The organism is Nocardia sputi (assembly GCF_023501985.1).
Genome location: NZ_JAMFLC010000030.1, coordinates 72,797 through 91,620, shown reverse-complemented (window position 1 = coordinate 91,620; position 18,824 = coordinate 72,797). Strand labels below are relative to the sequence as shown.

10 protein-coding genes are annotated in these 18,824 nt (G+C 68.9%); 5 read left to right on the top strand and 5 right to left on the bottom strand.

Annotation, left to right across the window (positions count from 1 at the left end; all coding sequences use genetic code 11):
* Positions 1-47: 47 nt before the first annotated feature.
* The 3 genes from M8859_RS32010 to M8859_RS32000 form a co-directional block, all read right to left on the bottom strand.
* A complete protein-coding gene (locus M8859_RS32010) occupies positions 48-737 on the bottom strand; it encodes a TetR/AcrR family transcriptional regulator (protein WP_195072231.1) in 690 nt (229 codons plus the stop codon).
* Positions 734-2,980: an MMPL family transporter gene (locus M8859_RS32005; protein ID WP_195072230.1), complete on the bottom strand. Its 2,247-nt coding sequence runs from the start codon at positions 2,978-2,980 to the stop codon at positions 734-736. Before M8859_RS32005 ends, M8859_RS32010 begins: the two co-directional genes overlap by 4 nt.
* Positions 2,981-3,061: 81 nt before the next feature.
* Complete coding sequence (locus M8859_RS32000) at positions 3,062-3,925, bottom strand: hypothetical protein (RefSeq protein WP_223520080.1); 864 nt, start codon at positions 3,923-3,925, stop codon at positions 3,062-3,064.
* A 408-nt stretch (positions 3,926-4,333) separates the two neighbouring features.
* On the opposite strand from M8859_RS32000, the gene M8859_RS31995 reads away from it, so the two are divergent.
* The 5 genes from M8859_RS31995 to M8859_RS31975 all read left to right on the top strand — a co-directional run bounded on the left by M8859_RS31995 (position 4,334) and on the right by M8859_RS31975 (position 15,867).
* Positions 4,334-7,042 (top strand): DNA polymerase III subunit gamma and tau, encoded by a 2,709-nt coding sequence (locus M8859_RS31995; RefSeq protein WP_249645385.1) that lies wholly within the window; start codon positions 4,334-4,336, stop codon positions 7,040-7,042.
* A 292-nt stretch (positions 7,043-7,334) separates the two neighbouring features.
* Entirely contained in the window at positions 7,335-8,549 is a 1,215-nt protein-coding gene (locus M8859_RS31990) for an acetyl-CoA C-acetyltransferase (protein ID WP_159927961.1), read from the top strand.
* A gap of 114 nt (positions 8,550-8,663) precedes the next feature.
* Positions 8,664-10,814 carry a 3-hydroxyacyl-CoA dehydrogenase NAD-binding domain-containing protein gene (locus tag M8859_RS31985; RefSeq protein WP_159927821.1) on the top strand — a complete coding sequence of 717 codons (2,151 nt, stop codon included), beginning with the start codon at positions 8,664-8,666 and terminating at the stop codon, positions 10,812-10,814.
* Positions 10,815-10,926: 112 nt separating this feature from the next.
* Positions 10,927-12,024, top strand: coding sequence for an esterase-like activity of phytase family protein (locus tag M8859_RS31980; protein WP_236565609.1), 1,098 nt, complete (start codon positions 10,927-10,929; stop codon positions 12,022-12,024).
* A 264-nt stretch (positions 12,025-12,288) separates the two neighbouring features.
* Positions 12,289-15,867 (top strand): serine/threonine-protein kinase, encoded by a 3,579-nt coding sequence (locus tag M8859_RS31975; protein ID WP_249645384.1) that lies wholly within the window; start codon positions 12,289-12,291, stop codon positions 15,865-15,867.
* A gap of 10 nt (positions 15,868-15,877) precedes the next feature.
* Here the strand turns inward: M8859_RS31975 and M8859_RS31970 are convergent, their stop codons facing one another.
* A complete protein-coding gene (locus tag M8859_RS31970; RefSeq protein ID WP_159927827.1) occupies positions 15,878-17,194 on the bottom strand; it encodes a class I SAM-dependent methyltransferase in 1,317 nt (438 codons plus the stop codon).
* Positions 17,191-18,633, bottom strand: a complete 1,443-nt coding sequence (locus M8859_RS31965) for an FAD-binding oxidoreductase (RefSeq protein WP_159927963.1) — start codon at positions 18,631-18,633, stop codon at positions 17,191-17,193. The genes M8859_RS31970 and M8859_RS31965 overlap by 4 nt, the downstream gene beginning before the upstream one ends.
* Positions 18,634-18,824 lie beyond the last annotated feature (191 nt).

The following is an 18,824-nucleotide window of genomic DNA, read 5'->3' as shown; positions in this document are numbered from 1 at the left end:
CGAGGACGTGGCCGCCCGGCAGTCGATCGGTGAAAGGGTGCCACCTCTCAGTCCGGGGACTGATCTGTCCGAACCTTCCGCAGCCACGCCGTGACCGTGTCCGGTGTGGGCGGGTCCGCGCCGATCTGGTCGAGCACGCCGTAGCCCAGGCAGGCGGCGCCCATCACGCGCGATGCGACGGCTTCCGCGTCGCCCCAGGGCAGGAAGGGCTTGGCGATCAGCAGTGAGGCGATGCCGTGGGCGACCGACCACAGTTCCAGCACGATGGGCAGCGGATCGCGCGGCGCCATCGTCCCGGCGTCCATGCACTTGCGCACGGTGGCCGCGAAATGCTGGAAAGCCCCGCTGGTGAGCACCTGGTCCACCGCGCCTCCGGTCTCGGCGGGCGCGGTCGCCAGCCGGTACTGCTCGGGATGCTCGAGTGCGAAGCGGACGTAAGCCATGCCTTGGTCGTGCAGCTGCGCGACCGGGGAGGCCGCGGGGTCGGTGGCCGCGCGCATCGCGTCGGCGAGGTCTTCGAAGACCTGGGCGACGACGGCCTCGATGAGCTCGTCCTTGTCAGCGAAATGCCGGTAGATCGACGGCGCGCTCACCCCGACCAGCTTGCTCACCGCGCGGATCGAGACGGCGTCGGCATGCCCGGTACTGGTGAGCAATTCGGCCGTGGCGCGCAGGATCTCCTCGCGCAGCTGGGCTCCGGAACCCCGCGGTGACCGCGGACGCCTGCCACCGATCATGCCCGTCCCGCGGTTTCCAGCGGGCGGGCCGCGGGGTCCTGCTCGTCCTCGGTCAGCCCGATCTTGGCGTGCAGGCGGGCCAGCGGGGCGGGCGCCCACCAGTTGGCCGGACCGAGCAGGCGCATGAGCGCGGGCGCGAGCAGGCCGCGGATGATCGTGGCGTCGGCGAGCACGGTCAGCGTGAGGCCGAGGCCGAGCAGCTGCATGAAGGAGACCTTCGCGGTTACCAAGGCGCCGAGCACGATGGCCATCAACACGGCGGCCGCGGTGAAGATCCGGCCCGTGCGGGCCAGGCCGACCGCCACCGCGCGGGTGTTGTCGTGGGTGGCCAGCCACTCCTCGCGCACCCGTGACAGCAGGAAGACCTCGTAGTCCATGGACAGGCCGAAGGCCAGGCAGAACATCAGGATCGGCATGGTCGGCACCAAGTAGCCCACCGGGGTGAAACCGAGCAGCCCGGACAGGTGGCCGTCCTGGAACACCCACACCATCGCGCCGAAGGCGGCGGCCAGCGACAGTGTGTTCAGCACGAGCGCTTTGATCGGCAGCACGACGCTGCCGGTGAACAGGAACAACACGACGAACGTCGTCAGCGCGATCAGCGCGGCCGCGAGTGGAAGCCGGTCGGCCAGCGCCTTCAGCGAATCCGCGTTGGCCGCCGCGGCGCCGCCGTAGAGGGCCTCGCCCGGCGCCGGGATCGCCCGGATCTCGGCTAGCTGCCGGTCCCCGGCGGGCGAGAAGGGATCGACCTTGGTCGCGACGCTCAGGTAGGTCCCGGTGTCGTTGACCATTCCGGTCGGAGGCGGCGCGATTCGCGCTCCGGTCACGTAGATCCCGGCTGCGGAGAGCACGGCGGGCACGCCTTCGACCTTGGACAGCTCGGCGGCGTACCCCCCGAGCGCCGCGTAGTCGCCGTGGTAGCCGTCCAGCACGATCGTGGTGTTGGCGACCGGGTCGGCTTGGGGGAACTCGGTGCGCAAGGCGTCGCCGACCTGGCGGCTGGCGGCGCTGTCGGGCAGTACCCGGTCGTCGGGATAGCCGAACTTCACCGAGAGGAACGGAGCGCCGAGTGCCAGCAGCAGCGCGATGATCACGATGGCGACCGGCGCGGCGTGCCGCATCACGCCACCGGCCAGCCGATACCAGCCGCTGTCCTCCGGCGCTTGCGGGCCGGGTGCGGGCGCGCCGCGGCGGAACAGGCGCCGCAACGGAGCCCGCAGATCGAGGGAGTTCACCCGGTGTCCGAGCAGGACGAGCGCCGCGGGCAGGACGACGATGGAGGCGGCCGCCGCCGCGGCGACGACCGCGACGCCGGCGTAGGCGAAGCTCTTCAGGAAGTACAGGTCGAACACGCTCAGCACGGCCATCGAGAGTGCGACGGTGAGCGCGGAGAACAGCACGGTGCGTCCCGCGGTCTGCACGGAGCGGATGGTGGCCGCGGCCGGATCCAGCCCGTTGGCGAGTTCCTCCCGGAAGCGGCTGACGATGAACAGGCTGGAGTCGATGGCCAGCGCCAGACCCATCGCCGTCGTCATGTTCAGCGCGTAGATCGAGACGTCGGTGAACAGTGTGAACAGGCGCAGGATCGCCAGGGTCGCCAGGATGGCGAAGACCCCGATGGTCAGCGGGAGGGCGGCGGCGATCAAGCTGCCGAACACCAGGATCAGCACGATCATCGACAGCGGCACCGCGACGCCCTCGGCCAAGGCGAGGTCGCGAGTGGTCTGCTCGGTGACGTCGTGGTAGATCGCGGCGATGCCGCCTTGGCGGACCGTGACGCCGTCGGAGACGCCCGCGAACTGCTCCTCGAGTTCGCCCGCGGTGTGCTGGACTTGCGTCTCGTCGCCGTCGAGGTAGGCGACGACCAGGGCGCTGTTGCCATCGGTGCTGCGCAACGCGTTCGCCAACGGCTGCTGCGCGGTCCAGTAGGACTGGACGCCCTGCACATCCGAGCGCGCCTTCAGCGCGTCCGCCAACCCGGTGCCGACCGCCTTGGTGGCCGGATCGTCCGCGCCCGCGTCCGAGCTGACCAACAGGACGAAGTTGGGGGCCGCGCCGGCGAAGTTGTCCGCGATCAATTGGTTGACGCGGGCGGATTCGGCATTGTCCGAGGTGAACCCGCCGGACTTCAAGTGGGCGGGCGCGGTGGCGCCGAAGATGCCGCACAGCACGGCGATGGCCAGGGCCGCCGCCAGTACGGCGCGCGGAGATCGTGTGGTGAATCGGGCAATCCGGGTCAGCATCGCGGCTCCGCTCAAGGGGTTAACGGCGTTAGAGTAACGCTGTTAACCTATTGGTGTCGAGCCCTCGCGACGCGCCGGAGGTCAGCCGCGGAACTTGCGGATCGCCCGCAACCCCCGCCGCCCGGGCACGGGGAGGTCGTCGCGCATCTCCACCCATTCGGCGGTGGTCAACCAGAGCTGCTGGACGCGGGCGTCGGCGGTGTTGTGGAAAATGCGGCGGCCCCGGTCGTCGCGCAGTTCTTGCGCGACCACCGACCAGCGCGGCGCGCGGCCGTGCTCGTCCAGGTAGTCCGCCAGGTACGTCGCGATCGCGGTGCCGATCATGTTCACCGGGCGCAACGACACCCGGTTGCCGTACTGGGCCGCGTAGAAACGCCGTCCGGCGCACAGCGATCGAGGGTTGGCGTTGGAGGCGATCCACCCGGCGCGCTGGGCACGCTCGATCAGCCAGAGGTGTTTGACCGCCGACGGCGCGATATTGCCGACGCGGGTGCGGATCAGCGTCATGATCTGCTCGCTGCACAGCACGTCGCGGCGGGTGGGCCCATAGCCGTGCGCGGTCCAGTGCGCGTCGGCCAGTTTGGCCAGGGCCCGGCCGAAATCATCGATGCTGCGCTGGGCGCGGCGTCCGAGGCGTTCGATGCGCTCGGCCTCGCGGCGCATCTCGTTCTGCGCGGTCAGAGTGCGGATGGCGGCCATGGTGGGCACCTGGCCGCGCTCGAGCAGTTCCAGGATGGCGGCGGCGGTGGCCGGATCGGCTGCCGCGGTGACCGGCAGCGAGTCGCGCTTGATCGCGAACTCCTGCGGGCTGATGGCGCGGCTCAAGAGGGCGACGGCGGAGCGGTCGCCCGCGAAATCGGTGCTGGACAGCCAGGCGGCGGCGATGTCGTCACACGACACGGTGGACGGTCCTCCGGTGGAAGTGGGGGAATTGGCGCTGGTCACCCGTGGGCCGAGCTTTGTTGGTTGTGCCCCGGTCGGGATGAGGGACCGGCCGGGGTCACCAACCTGATGAAGGTTTGGCTACCGAAGTTGCCGACTGCCACGTTAGCCAGACGATTGCATCGGTGTCACCCATGGTGACGGTTTCGTTATATCCAAAAAGTCGAGGTAAACCGGGGTGTGAGTTCATATTTTCCGGCGCATGAGGGGTGTGGCGGCGGCCCGGTCCGGTCTTCGCCCGAGCAGCATGAGTGATAGCTCAAATGTTGCCACCTTGGATGCCATGGCGGGCTTCCGAAGAAGGCGGCGCGCATGTTGTGACTTGGATCACATATTGGCTCATCGGCTCGGCGGCGACCGGCGCACCAGGCGGGAATGTCCTTTGTCGGTGCGCGCCGGTAACCTCTGGCCGTGGCTCTGTACCGAAAGTACCGACCGGCAACGTTCGCTGAGGTGGTGGGTCAGGAGCACGTCACCGACCCGCTGAGTATCGCGCTCGACACGGGGCGGATCAGTCACGCCTATCTGTTCTCCGGTCCGCGCGGCTGCGGCAAGACCTCCTCGGCGCGCATCCTCGCGAGGTCGTTGAACTGCGCGCAAGGGCCCACTTCGACGCCGTGCGGCACCTGCCCGTCCTGCGTGGCCCTCGGCCCCGGTGGGCCGGGCAACCTGGATGTCATCGAACTCGACGCCGCGAGCCACGGCGGCGTCGACGACACCAGGGAACTGCGCGACCGCGCCTTCTACGCACCCGCCGAGTCCAGATACCGGGTGTTCATCGTCGACGAAGCGCACATGGTCACCACCGCCGGGTTCAACGCGCTGCTCAAGATCGTCGAGGAGCCGCCGGCGCATCTGATCTTCATCTTCGCGACCACCGAGCCCGACAAGGTGCTGCCCACCATCCGTTCGCGCACGCATCACTACCCGTTCCGGTTGCTGCCGCCCGCCACGATGCGCGGGCTGCTCGGCCGGATCTGCGAACAGGAGCACGTGCCGGTCGAAGAAGCGGTGTATCCCTTGGTGATTCGCGCGGGCGGCGGTTCGCCGCGCGATAGTCTGAGCGTGCTCGACCAGCTGCTGGCGGGGGCGGGCCCCGAGGGCGTCACGTATACCCGCGCGGTCTCGCTGCTCGGCGTCACCGACGTGGCACTGATCGATGACGCGGTCGAGGCGCTGGCCGCCGACGACGGCGCCGCGTTGTTCGGCACCGTCGACCGGGTGATGGAGGCGGGCCACGACCCGCGCCGTTTCGCGGTCGACCTGCTCGATCGCTTCCGCGACTTGATCCTGTTGCGCGCGGTGCCCGACGCCACCGAGCGCGGGCTGGTCACCGGCCCCGGCGACGTGCTCGACCGGATGCGCGATCAGGCCGCGCGATTGGGCCCGGCCACCCTGACCCGGTATGCAGAGTTGTTGCACGAAGGTCTCGGGGAGATGCGCGGCGCCACAGCGCCGCGGCTGCTGCTCGAAGTCGTCTGCGCGCGCATGTTGCTGCCCTCGGTGTCCGATGCGGAATCGGCCACGCTGCAGCGGTTGGAACGGCTGGAGCGCGGCCTGGCCGGTGGCTCCTTCGCCGCCGCCCCCTCCGTGTCCTCGTCGCCTGCTTCCGCCCAACCCGCGACAGCGGCCGGATCACCGTCCGATCCGCCCCGCCGCCGGGGTGCGGAGGCGCTGGCGGCGATTCGTCGCGAGACCCGTGGAGGTGGCAGTGCGGAGGCGGGTTCGGGAAGAGGCCCCGAAGCCGCTGTTGCCGCGCCTGCCGAAATCGCCGGACCTGTCGCCAGTGCCGAACCAGCGGTAAGTCGACTTCCCGGTGCGGCCGGTTCCGCGGCCACCGGGCCGGGCGGCCCTTCCGGTGGAGATGAGAACGACGCCGGTGCCGGAGACCCACACCGCGCAGCGCGCGCCGATGCCGAATCTTCGGTCGCGTCGCCCGAGAGTGCCGATCGGCCTGCGCCTGCCGGGGAACCGGCTGCCGTCTCCGGCGGTAAGCCGCCGGGCACGGCGGAGGGATCGGCGGCGTCGCGGAGTGATGCGTCCGGTTCCGCAAGGTCCGGATCGACGGATATCGCTGCTGCGCGTGGTGAAGCCCCCGGTTTCTCCTCCGCAGGCGCACAGGCGTTCTCCGGAGACGAGGCGAGTCCCGGCGCCGCCCCGTCGACGGCGGGTCCCGCGAGGTCGGGCGGACCGGTGGCGTCACCCTCCGCCGAACCGGTCGAAGAACGCGGCGAGGTCGCCGATCCTTCCGCCGCCAAGAGTGTGCCCGGCGACCAGGATCGATCCGTGGCGCGCGATCGTCGCGCGCCGGAGACGGGGCCGCAGGAGTCCGGAGCCGATCGATCGTCCTCGGTCGCGCCGAGCGGTGATCTGCTGCGCGAAGTGGAAGCCGCTTGGGTGGACATCCGCGCCAAGGTGCGCGAGTTCGGCGCGGCGGTGCAGGCAATGCTCGCCGGTGCCTCGGTTGCCCGGGTGGAGGGCGAGGTCATCGTCTTCGCGCATCAGCACGCGCCGCTTGCCCAGCGATTGTCCGATCCGCGCAATCTGGAAGCGGTCCGCTCGGCGGTGCGGGCGGTGCTCGGCCGTGACCATGAGGTGCGCTGGGAAGCGGGCGGCGCGGCGCCACGGCCCGCGGCGGCGCCACGGTCCGGCGGTGCGGGGAATCGCACGCGCGGACAGGCGGGCAATCAGCCTGGACGTGAATCCGGCAACGCGGCCGGCCGGGCTTCGGACGCCGCCCCGCCGCGGTTCTCGCGCCCGAGCCAGGCGAAGAACGCGAGCGCCGACAAGCCGGGGAACGGGGGCCGTGCGCGCGCGAGCGGCGCCGAGCCGCGCCCGTATCCCGCGGACGACGACATCCCGCCGCCCGACTACCCCGACCTACCGGACGACCCGGGTCCCGCGGATTATCCGCGGTACGACGCCGAGCCGGGCGGAAACAGCAGCGCGGCCAAGAGCTGGGACGGGGATGGTGTGATTCCCGCCCCGACGCCGGAAGAGGAGCAGGAGATGCTGGCCGCCGCGGCCGATCCGGTGGCTCCCGGCGATCGGCGCGACCCGGACGAGGTCGCCCTCGAATTGCTGAAGAGTGAGCTGGGTGCCACACGGCTGGATGGTTGACAACCACCGCTCCTACGACGTTAAGTTAACCGGAGTTCGCACCCCACGGTAGTATGAACGGGTAGCCGTGAGCTTCGGTACACCGACGTTCTATGGTATGCCCAGGCGTACGGACGACCGGAACGTGCGTCCGCTGTTGCTTGCCTGGTTTTGTACAGCGTTAGGAACGGTCGGCCGCAAGGCCGGTCGGCGAGGTCAGCCGCAGCCACGCCGCACCCGCGGTGTCGCCGCACACCAGCGCTCGGACGGACGAGGGTCCGGCCGCCGCACATTGAGGAAGGAACACTCCGATATGACCACAGAGGCCTACATTTACGAGGCCATCCGCACCCCGCGCGGCCGTGGCAAGAAGAACGGCTCGCTGCACTCGGTCAAGCCGATCGACCTGACTGTTGGTCTGATCCAGGAGCTGCGCGGCCGCTTTCCGAACCTCGACGAGGACCGGATCTCCGACCTGATCCTCGGCGTGGTGGCGCCGGTCGGCGACCAGGGCGCCGACATCGCCCGCACCGCGGTCACCGTGGCAGGCCTGCCCGACACCGTCGGCGGATTCCAGCTCAACCGCTTCTGCGCCTCCGGCCTCGAGGCCGTCAACCTGGCCGCCCAGAAGGTCCGCTCCGGCTTCGACGACCTGGTCATCGCCGGTGGCGTCGAGTCCATGTCGCGCGTGCCGATGGGCTCCGACGGCGGCGCCTGGGCGCTGGACCCGGCCACCAACTACGACACCTACTTCGTCCCGCAGGGCGTCTCCGCCGACCTGATCGCCACCATCGAGGGCTTCAGCCGCGACGATGTCGACGCCTACGCGGTGCGCTCGCAGGAGCTGGCCGCCAAGGCCACCACCGGCGGCTACTTCGCCAAGTCGATCGTCCCGGTCAAGGACCAGAACGGCATCGTCGTGCTGGACAAGGACGAGCACATGCGTCCCGGCACCACCGCCGAGGACCTGGCCAAGTTGCAGCCGTCCTTCGCCGTGATCGGTGAGATGGGTGGCTTCGACGCGGTGGCGCTGCAGAAGTTCCACTTCGTCGAGAAGATCAACCACGTGCACCACGGCGGCAACAGCTCCGGCATCGTCGACGGCGCCGCGCTCGTGCTCGTCGGTACGGAAGAGGCGGGCAAGGCCTCCGGCCTGACCCCGCGTGCGCGCGTCGTCGCGACCGCCACCAGCGGCGCCGACTCCACCATCATGCTCACCGGTCCGACGCCGGCCGCCAAGAAGGTGCTGGCCAAGGCGGGTCTGACCCTCGACGACATCGACCTGGTCGAGATCAACGAGGCGTTCGCCTCGGTGGTGCTGAAGTTCCAGAAGGATCTCAACGTCCCGGACGAGAAGCTGAACGTCAACGGCGGTGCGATCGCGATGGGCCACCCGCTGGGTGCTACCGGCGCGATGATCACCGGCACCATGGTCGACGAGTTGGAGCGCCGGGGTGGCCGCTACGCGCTGATCACCCTGTGCATCGGCGGCGGCATGGGCGTGGCCACCATCATCGAGCGGGTCTGACCCCAACCGACAGCTGAAGATTTACGGCGGCGTGAGCGTCACCCCCGGAGGCGGCAGCCTGCGTGACCACGTAGGGCCGCGAACGCCGCTAATTCACCTAGGAGACATAAAGCTGTGAGCGAAACCAACATGATCGGTTGGGAGCAGGATTCGGACGGCATCGTCGTGCTGACGATGGACGACCCGAACCAGGGCGCCAACACGATGAACGAGCTGTACAAGAAGTCGATGACCGCCACCGTCGACCGGCTCGAGGCGGAAAAGGACAACATCACCGGTGTCGTCCTGACCTCCGCGAAGAAGACCTTCTTCGCCGGCGGCGACCTGAAGAACATGATGAAGGTCGGTCCGGAGGACGCCCAGGCGCTGATGGACGAGCTGGCCGAGATCAAGGGCGCGCTGCGCCGCTTGGAGCAGCTGGGCAAGCCGGTCGTCGCCGCCATCAACGGCGCCGCGCTCGGCGGCGGTCTGGAGATCGCGCTGGCCACCCACCACCGCATCGCGGCGGACGTGCCCGGTTCGCAGATCGGTCTGCCGGAGGCCACCCTCGGCCTGCTGCCCGCGGGCGGCGGCGTCATCCGCACCGTACGCATGCTGGGCCTGCAGAACGCCCTGATGCAGGTGCTGCTGCAGGGCCAGCGCAACAAGCCGGCCAAGGCCAAGGAGATCGGCCTGATCGACGAGCTCGTCGGCTCGGTCGAGGAGCTGGTCCCCGCCGCCAAGGCGTGGATCAAGGCCAACCCCGAGGCCTGTGTGCAGCCGTGGGACAAGAAGGGCTTCAAGATCCCCGGCGGCACCCCGTCCTCGCCGGCCTTCGCGGCGAACCTGCCCGCCTTCCCGGCCAACCTGCGCAAGCAGATCAAGGGCGCGAACATGCCCGCGCCGCGCGCGATCATGTCGGCCGCGGTCGAGGGCTCGCAGGTCGACATCGACAACGCGTCGCTGATCGAGTCCCGCTACTTCGTGCATCTGCTCACCGGGCCGGTCGCGAAGAACATGATCCAGGCGTTCTTCTTCGACCTGCAGACGATCAACAACGGCGGTTCGCGTCCGAAGGACGTGCCGAAGAAGGAGATCAAGAAGGTCGGCGTGCTCGGCGCGGGCATGATGGGCGCGGGCATCGCCTACGTCTCGGCCAAGGCCGGCTACGAGGTCGTGCTCAAGGACGTCTCGATCGAGGCGGCCGAGCGCGGCAAGAACTACTCCGAGAAGATCGAGGCCAAGGCGCTCTCGCGGGGCAAGACCACCGAGGAGAAGTCCAAGGCGCTGCTGGACCGGATCAAGCCGACCGCGGACGCGGCCGACTTCGCCGGCGTCGACTTCGTCATCGAGGCCGTCTTCGAGAACACCGAGCTGAAGCACAAGGTGTTCCAGGAGATCGAGGACGTCGTCACCCCCGACGCGCTGCTCGGCTCGAACACCTCCACCCTGCCGATCACCGGTCTGGCGACCGGCGTGAAGCGCCAGGAGGACTTCATCGGCATCCACTTCTTCTCGCCGGTCGACAAGATGCCGCTGGTGGAGATCATCAGGGGTGAGAAGACCTCGGACGAGGCGCTGGCCCGGGTGTTCGACTACACCCTCGCGATCAAGAAGACCCCGATCGTCGTCAACGACAGCCGCGGCTTCTTCACCTCGCGCGTGATCGGCACCTTCGTCAACGAGGCGATCGCCATGCTGAAGGAGGGCATCGAGCCCGCCACCATCGAGCAGGCCGGTCTGCAGGCGGGCTACCCCGCCGCGCCGCTGCAGCTGTCGGACGAGCTGAACATGAAGCTCATGCAGAAGATCGCGAAGGAGACCCTGGAGGCCGCTCAGGCGGGCGACACCACCCTGGGCGTCAAGCGGCACCCGGCGCAGGACGTCATCGACTACATGGTGTCCGAGGGTCGTCCGGGCCGCTTGGAGAAGGCGGGCTTCTACGAGTACGACGAGAACGGCAAGCGCACCGGTCTGTGGCCGGGCCTGCGTGAGCACTTCAAGACCACGACCGACTTCGGCGTCCCGATCCAGGATCTGATCGACCGCATGCTGTTCGCGGAGGCGATCGAGACCCAGAAGTGCTTCGACGAGGGCGTGCTCACCTCGACCGCCGACGCCAACATCGGCTCCATCTTCGGCATCGGCTTCCCGGCCTGGACCGGTGGTGTGCACCAGTTCATCGTCGGTTACCCCGGTGGCCAAGAGGCCTTCGTGGAACGCGCCGACTACCTCGCCAAGACCTACGGCGATCGCTTCGAGGTCCCGGCCTCGCTGCGCAAGTAGTCTCGCGCCGTACGCATCGGCGAAGCCCGCCACCGCTTTTCGCGGTGGCGGGCTTCCGTCGTTTCCCCGCCCGTTCACCCGCGCGCCCTTTCGGCCGGATATGTTGGCAGCCGTGCCGAGACGTAGTCACCGTGTTCTGATCGCCAGTTGTGCCCTAGCGCTCGCCTCGGCGCCGTCGGCTGCCGCCGATCTCGCGGGCGGCCACTCGGTGCGGTTGCTGGGCGAGCAGGTGATCGCACCGGGCCTGGAATTCGAGGGCACCACCGTCGGTGGGCTCTCCGGGATCGATTACTCGGCACACACCGGTGCATTCGTGCTGATCAGCGACGATCGGTCGAACAAGGACCCCGCCCGGTACTACACCGCGCGTATCGAGGTCGGCGATCGCGGGGTCGGCCCGGTCACGTTCACCGGCACGCGACCGCTGCTGACCGTTACGGGCGCCCACTACCCGCCGATGTCGGTGGACCCGGAAGAGATCCGGGTCGATTCGTGGACCGGCGACTACTACTGGACGCAGGAAGGCGAGCGGGACGGCGCCGTGCTCGCGGACCCGTCGGTGCGGATCGCGCACCCGGACGGCTCGTATGCCGGTGAGCTGCCGATTCCGGAGAACGAACGGATGCGGGCAGGCTCGGGTCCCCGGCAGAACCAGGCGCTGGAGGCGGCGACCTTCCTCGCCGCGGGCACGCTGTTCGTGACCGCCACGGAAGGGCCGCTGTTGCCGGACGGACCGGCGGCTACCACCACGAACGGAGCGCTCGCGCGGATCACCGTCCAGGCTCGATCCGGACCTCTGCTCGCCCAGTACGCGTATCCGATGGAGCCGGCCTTCGCCGGGGCGAGTCCCGAGCCCGCCCGTGGCGGGAACGGGATCGTTTCCCTCCTTGCGGCCGATCCGCTGGATCCGGCGAAAGTCCTTGTGCTGGAACGCTCCTACGCTCCTGACGCAGGAAACAAGGTTCGCCTCTACGAGGCCGATCTGAGTGCCGCGACCAATATTCTCGATGCCCCGATCGGTCCCGCCCGCCCGGTGGCCAAGCGGCTGGTCGTCGACCTCGACCACGTCGGACTCGCCGCCATCGACAATGTGGAGGGCATGACCTGGGGTCCCCGCCTGCCCTCCGGCGAGCGAACCCTCGTTCTGGTCAGCGACGACAATTTCGACAGCCGCCAGGTCACCCAGGTCATCGCCCTCGCCCTCGCCTAGGCCGGGGCTGCTCGAGGCGGCCTGACATGCGGCGGTGACGCTGCGGGCCGGCCGCTACGAGCGCCGATTCCACGATCGAGCGTCGAGCGGCGTGCGAACAGGCGGAGTGGGGGGACACGCGCTGTCCTGTTCGGAAACACCTCCCGCGTGCTCGCGCACCGCGCTACGTTGGAGTATGCGCAGACATATCGGACACCGCGTCCGGGGGTCGGCGCGGAGTTGGTCGCCGATGTCGCCGATTCGAGGTGAGTGCGAGGTGATCACATGAATCCACAGACGCGTTCGGGCCGGGTGGGTCCCGATGCGACTGCGGCCGAAGCGAACACACAGCGGCAGCCGCCTCTCGCGATCGCCGACGAACTGGAGGCGATGGGCCTGTCCGGTGCGGTGGAAATCGGCCGCGGCGGGTTCGGGGTGGTGTATCGCTGCGTTCAGACCGCGTTGGACCGGGTGGTCGCGGTCAAGGTCCTCTCTTCGGAGATCGACGCGGAGAGCCGGGAGCGGTTCCTGCGCGAGGAACAAGCCATGGGCAAGCTGTCCGGCCACCCGAATATCGTCGACATCCTCCAGGTGGACGTCACGCTGACCGGAATGCCGCTGATCGTCATGCCGTACTGCACTCACGGGTCGCTGGAGAAACTGATCCGCGATCAAGGCCCCTTGACCTGGGCCGACTCTCTGCGAGCCGGTGTCAAGCTTGCGGGCGCGATCGAGAGCGCGCACCGCGCCCGAATCCTGCACCGGGACGTGAAACCGGCCAACGTCCTGCTCAGCGGCTACGGCGAGCCGCAGTTGACCGATTTCGGCATCGCCCGCATCCCCGGCGGGTTCCGCACCTCGAGCAGCATGATCACCGGTTCGCCCGCGTTCACCGCGCCGGAGGTCCTCAAGGGCGACGAGCCGACCATCCGCTCCGATGTCTACGGCCTGGGCTCGACGTTGTTCGCCTTGCTCACCGGGCACGCGGCCTTCGAACGGCAGGCGGGTGAGCGGGTGGTCGCGCAGTTTCTGCGCATCACCACGCAGCCGGTGCCCGACCTGCGCGAACAGGACATTCCGCCGGATGTGGCCGACGTCATCGAACAGGCCATGTCCCCGAATCCGCGGGATCGCCCGGCCAGCGCCTACGAGTTCGGCGAGATGCTGCGCGCGGTGCAGCGCAGCCACGACCAGTTGCCGGACGATATGGCGCTGCTGGACACCACGCAAGAGCCCGAACCGACGACCCATACCGCTGTCGGCGGTCCGACCGTGGCGTGGACCGGCTCCCGCCCCGCTGTCACCGCGCGGCGCAGCTGGCCGCTGACGCTGCGGCCAGTCGTCTCGCAGCATTCGGGCGCGACCACGACGCCGCCGACGGCCGTCACCAAATTCCGTCCCCCCACACCGACACGGGAGCCGATACCGCGGCCGCGTCTGCTGGACATCCTGCGCGGAGGCGGGCGGCGCAGGCTGGCGGTGATCCACGCTCCCGCGGGATTCGGCAAGAGCACGCTGGCCGCGCAGTGGCGCGCCGAACTCGCCGAAGGCTCAGCCGCGGTCGCCTGGATCGGCATCGACCGCGACGACGACAACGAGATCTGGCTGCTCGCCCACCTCATCCAGGCGATCCGCCGGGTGCATCCGGACGTCGGCGCCGGTCTGGACCAGGTACTGGAGGAGCGGCCCGCCGACGCCGTCGCGTTCGTCGTCCCCACGCTCATCGACGAGATCCACGCCGCCGGCAAGACGGTCGTGGTGATCGTGGAGGACTGGCATCGGATCACCGACGCGGGCGCGCATCGCGCGATGGAAGCCCTCCTGGACAACGGCTGCCACCACCTGCGTTTCGTCGTGACCAGCCGGGAGCAGTCCGGCCTGCCGACGGGGCGGATGCGGGTGCACGACGAACTCGTCGAGATCGGCTCGGCCGCATTGCGCCTGACCGAGGCGGAGACCCGGCAGATCCTGGTCGACCGCAACGGGTTCGATCTGACCCCGGACCAGGTGACCGAAATCCACACCGCCACCGATGGCTGGCCCGCTGCCATCCAGCTGGTCGGGTTGTCCCTGCGCGGCAACGCCGACCCCGCCCAGCTGATCGCCACACTCTCCGAGGGCAATCACGGCATCCGCGAATACCTCGCCGAGAACGTGCTGGACACCTTGGAACCGAGGATGCTCGAGTTCCTGATGTCGATCGCGGTGACCGAGCGGGTATGCGGTTCGCTCGCCGCGGCGCTGTCCGGGGAGTCGGACGCCGAACAGCTGCTCGAGCAGGCGGAGCAACGCGAGCTGTTCCTGCGGCGCATCGAGCACGACCCGGAGTGGTTCCGGCTGCAGCCGCTGTTCGCCGAGCATCTGCGCACCCGGCTCGACCGCGTCCACCCCGGGAAACTGAAGTCGCTGCACCGCAAGGCTTCGCGCTGGTACGCCGAGCATCAGCTGCTGCGCAAGTCGGTCGATCACGCGCTCGCCGCGACCGACCTGAAGATGGCGTTGGACCTGCTCGAGAGCGGCGGGATGGACCTGATCGACGGTTCCCGGCTGGCCACGCTGCTGGGCAGCGTTTCGAAACTGCCCATGCAACAGGTCGCGTCGCGCTCCAAGCTGTTGATCGCGGTGGCCAGGGCGAACGTCAACTTGCAGCAGTCCGGCGCGGCGCGCAACGCGCTCGGCAGGCTGTCGAACATCCTGGCCCGGGGCTCCACCGGTGACGCCGACGTGCGCCTGCAGCGCTGTCAGGCCGCGGTGCTGGCCGCTTCCGACCAGATCGCGCGCGACCACACCGAGGGCGTCCTGGATCGGGTCGCCGACTGTCTCCAGCATCCGGACGACCTACCCGCATGGACGGTCTCGACCGCGGCGAACCTGACGACGTTCGTGCACCTGTGCGGGTTCGACTTCGAGGGCGCCAGGCAGACACAGGCTTGGGCGCAGGAGTACCACGAACGCTCGAAGGATCCGCTGGGCCTGGTCTTCGGCCGCTGCGGCGAAGGCGCGGCCGCCTACGAGCAACTCGACGTCGCCACCGCCACCCGCTGCTTCCAGCAGGCCTGGGATTCCGCGCACGAGCGCTCGGGTCCGCGCTCGCACGCGGTGCGCGTGACCGCCGCGCTGCTCGGCGAGATGAGCTACCGCCGCGGGGATCTGGAGACCGCCGACCGGCTGCTCGACGAGAGCCACGAACTGGTCACCCGGGTCGGACCGGTGGACTTCCTGATCTCGACCTTCGTCGTCGGCGCCCGGGTCAAAGCGGTCCGCGGCGATCTGTTCACCGCCGCCACGCGGCTGGACGAGGGCGCGCGTATCGCCGCCGACAACAGGCTGCCGCGGCTGGCCGCGCACATCCGGGCGGAACGTCTGCGGCTGGGCATGCCACTGGAGGCCGCGGATCGCCGATACACCGATCCCAGCGAGCACACGCCGCTGCAAGCGGGTCATCGGCTGACCGGCGCCGCCCTGCTCACCGCCGAGGCGGAGGAACTCGCCGCGATCCGCGTGCTGCTCGTCGAACATCGGATGGGTTCCGACGACCGGGCGGTGCGCCGTGCCCGCGCGCTGTACGGCCACACGCTCGAGAAGGACCGCCCGCGCGCGCAATTGGACGCCGCGCTACTACTCGCGGAATGCCTGGCCGCCTCGGGCTGGGTGGGCGAGGCCACCAACCTGCTACTGCCCTCCGTCGCGACCTGCGCCGACCTCGGCTGGACCAGGCCGCTGCTGGACGCGGGCCCCGGCGTGGTCGGCATCCTGCGCGTGCTGCACGCCGACCTGCCCGCGTCGGCGCAGGTCGGTGACATCGAGCTACCCGCCCCGTTTTTGGCCGAACTCCTGAACGAGGCGGGCAGCCAGACCTACTGAACGAAGCGGGTTACGGCTGCCACCACGGGCGCAGCGGTACGGTCCAGTCGCCATCGGCGGGCAGTTTGACGCCGAGCACCTGGTGCAGCTGAACCACGTTGCGCTGGAAGCCGAGCCGGCAGCCCGCCATGTACAGGCCCCACACCTTCGCGGTGCCCTCGCCGACCTCCGCGACGCAGGCGTCCCAGTCGGCGACCAGATTCTTGCACCATTCGTGCAGCGTGAAGGCGTAGTGCTCGCGCAGGTTCTCCTCGTGCAGCACTTCCAGCCCGATGTTCTGGATCTCGGAGATGATCCGGCCCGAACCGATCAACTCGCCGTCCGGGAACACGTAGCGGTCGATGAAATCACCCGCCTTGGTGGTGCGGGTGTTGTCCGGGCGGGTGATGCAGTGATTGAGGAACAGGCCGCCGTCGCGCAGCTTGCTCTTGATGTAGTCGAAGTAGAACGGGTAGTTGTGCACCCCGATGTGCTCGGTGAGCCCGATCGAGGACACCGCGTCGAATTCGCCCTCCGGCACGTCGCGGTAGTCGGAATGACGCACTTCCGCCAGGTCGCTCAGGCCTTCCTCGGCGATCTTCTTCTGCGCCCAGTCCGCCTGCTCGGCCGAGAGCGTCGCACCGATCACCTTGACGCCGCGCTTGGCGGCATAGCGCACCATGCCGCCCCACCCGCAGCCGATGTCGAGCAGTCGGTCGCCCTCCTTCAACCGCAGCTTCTCGAACACCAGGCGGTATTTGTTCTCCTGCGCTTGCTCCAGCGTCCAGTTCTCCTCGCCGTAGACCGCGCAGGTGTAGGTCATCGACGGGCCGAGTACGTACTCGTAGAAGGTGTTCGAGACGTCGTAGTGATGATGGATGGCTTCGGCGTCGCGGGTCTTGGAGTGGCGCAGGCCTTCGAAGGCGATGCGGCGCCAGCGCGGCAGGGTCTCCTGGGGCGGCGGGGCGACCGGCTTGAGCCGCTCCCAGCCGAGGGAGCGCGCGATGGTCACCAGAGCCAGCGCGGAAGGCCGCCGGAACTTCAGCCCGTCCAGCGCCTTCAGGATCTCGTACGGATCACCGGGGTGCACGCCGGTGATGGTCATGTCGCCGGCGATGTAGGCGCGGGCCATGCCCAGGTCGCCGGGAGCCGTCGCCAGATAGTTGATGCCGCGCGGGGTCCGGATCTCCAGTGTGTACTGCGAGTCCTCCGGGCCGGTCGCGCTGCCGTCGTAGGCCGTCAGCCGGATCGGCACCGGGCCCTCGACGAGGGTCTCGAAGATCTCGGCAATGCTGAGCTTGGTCCCGAGATCGGCGAAGACATCGGAACGGTCCTTGAAAGTCGTCATTTGCGTTGCACCGCCTTCGAATACAAATCCAGCAGGCGCTGGTCCGGGTCATAGCGTTTCTTGAGTTCGGTGTAGGTGGTTCCGCCGTAGAGCGCCGCGAACTCATCCTTGCCGTAGAAGGAATCCGAGTACAGCGACTTATGACCGTCGAACTCGGTCACCGTGCGTTCGATGGCGCGGTTGGCCGCGCCTTCTTGCTGCCCGGGGACGGTGGGCACGGCCGACCAGAATCCGACATTCACGTAGGTCCGGTCCGGCTCCAAGGGATATAGCGGCCAGGTCCGTTCGCCCGGCAGATTCGTGGCGCCGGTCTCGCGCAAACGCAGCGGGCACAGCCAGATCGGCTCGATCGGGACCTCGCGCAGGAACCATTCCACGAAGTCGGCGGTGCGTTCCACCGGCACTTCGACGTCCTGCACCACCCGTTCGCGCGGAGGGTTGCCCTTGCGGGCTTCCAGCCTGTCACCGATGTGGTACTTGTGGTCCAGCGCCACGAGCTTCCAGTAGAAGCTGCTGCGCCGGTAGCGTTTCGGCCAGAACCGGCGGATCTTGGGGTTCTGCGCGCCGAAGGCGCGCGAGCACCAGAACCAGTCGGTGTCCCAGCGCCACAGGTAGTCGTGGATGGTCAGGCGGTCGCGTTTGGGCGTGTCGCCGTCGTGCTGGATGGACCGGTAGTAGATGTCCATCCCGGTGTAGTCGCCGACCGGGCCCGGCTCGTCGGTCCCGCGGCCCAGTGTCAGGTAGCTCTCCTCGGCGGAGAACACGACGCCGTCGAGGTAGTCGACTCGCTCGCCCTCGTAGGTCCGGTCCGCGACGATCGTCGCGAGGGTGGCCTCCAGTGCGCGCAGATCACGAAAACGCACGTGCCGCAGCGCGACGTACGGCTGCACCCGTTCCAGTTCGATCTTCAGCCGGACCGTGTAGCCCAGCGTGCCGTAGGAGTTCGGGAAGCCGCGGAACAGATCGGCGTGCTCGTTGTCCGGCGTCGCGGTGAGGATCTCGCCCGCGCCGGTGAGCACGTCCATCTCCAGCACCGACTCGTGGGGTAGACCGCTGCGGAAGGAGGTCGACTCGATGCCGAGGCCGGTGACCGCGCCGCCCAGCGTGATCGTCTTGAGCTGTGGAACGACCAGCGGCACGAGCCCGTACGGGAGGGTGGCGGCGACCAGCTCCTCGTAGGTGGTCACGCCGGCGACGTCGGCGGTCTCGGCGACCGGGTCCACCGCGATGACCCGGGTCAGCCCGGAGACATCGAGACCGGGCGCGGGGTTCGCGGCCCTGGCGCGGAAGAGGTTCGAGGTCTTCTTCGCCAACCGGACGTTGGCGTGCTCGGGTATCGCGCGGTAACTCGCCAATAGGCGGTCGACGCCCGCTCGATGCGCGGCAAATCCTGATTCGCGTGCGGCCGGTGCGTGTCCGGCCTTCCCCAACAGACTCACTGCCACCCCTCGACGCTAGTACGGACGATACGGCGAGGCCACCGCGCGGCCACGGTCGTGGAGAAATGTCACGCATATGTTGCGAAAGGGAATACCGAATTGTCCGAAGAAGTTCGCCACACGGTCTGCCCTCGGCGTTTTCCCCCGACCCGGACAGGGCAGGATGGGTCTGTCGAGACACCGCATCCGGA

What these genes read in the sequence shown, in the direction of transcription:
- M8859_RS32010 (WP_195072231.1), bottom strand. Translation starts at nt 737, where the DNA reads ATGATCGGTGGCAGGCGTCCGCGGTCACCGCGGGGTTCCGGAGCCCAG.
- M8859_RS32005 (WP_195072230.1), bottom strand. Translation starts at nt 2,980, where the DNA reads ATGCTGACCCGGATTGCCCGATTCACCACACGATCTCCGCGCGCCGTA.
- M8859_RS31990 (WP_159927961.1), top strand. Translation starts at nt 7,335, where the DNA reads ATGACCACAGAGGCCTACATTTACGAGGCCATCCGCACCCCGCGCGGC.
- M8859_RS31975 (WP_249645384.1), top strand. Translation starts at nt 12,289, where the DNA reads ATGAATCCACAGACGCGTTCGGGCCGGGTGGGTCCCGATGCGACTGCG.
- M8859_RS31970 (WP_159927827.1), bottom strand. Translation starts at nt 17,194, where the DNA reads ATGACGACTTTCAAGGACCGTTCCGATGTCTTCGCCGATCTCGGGACC.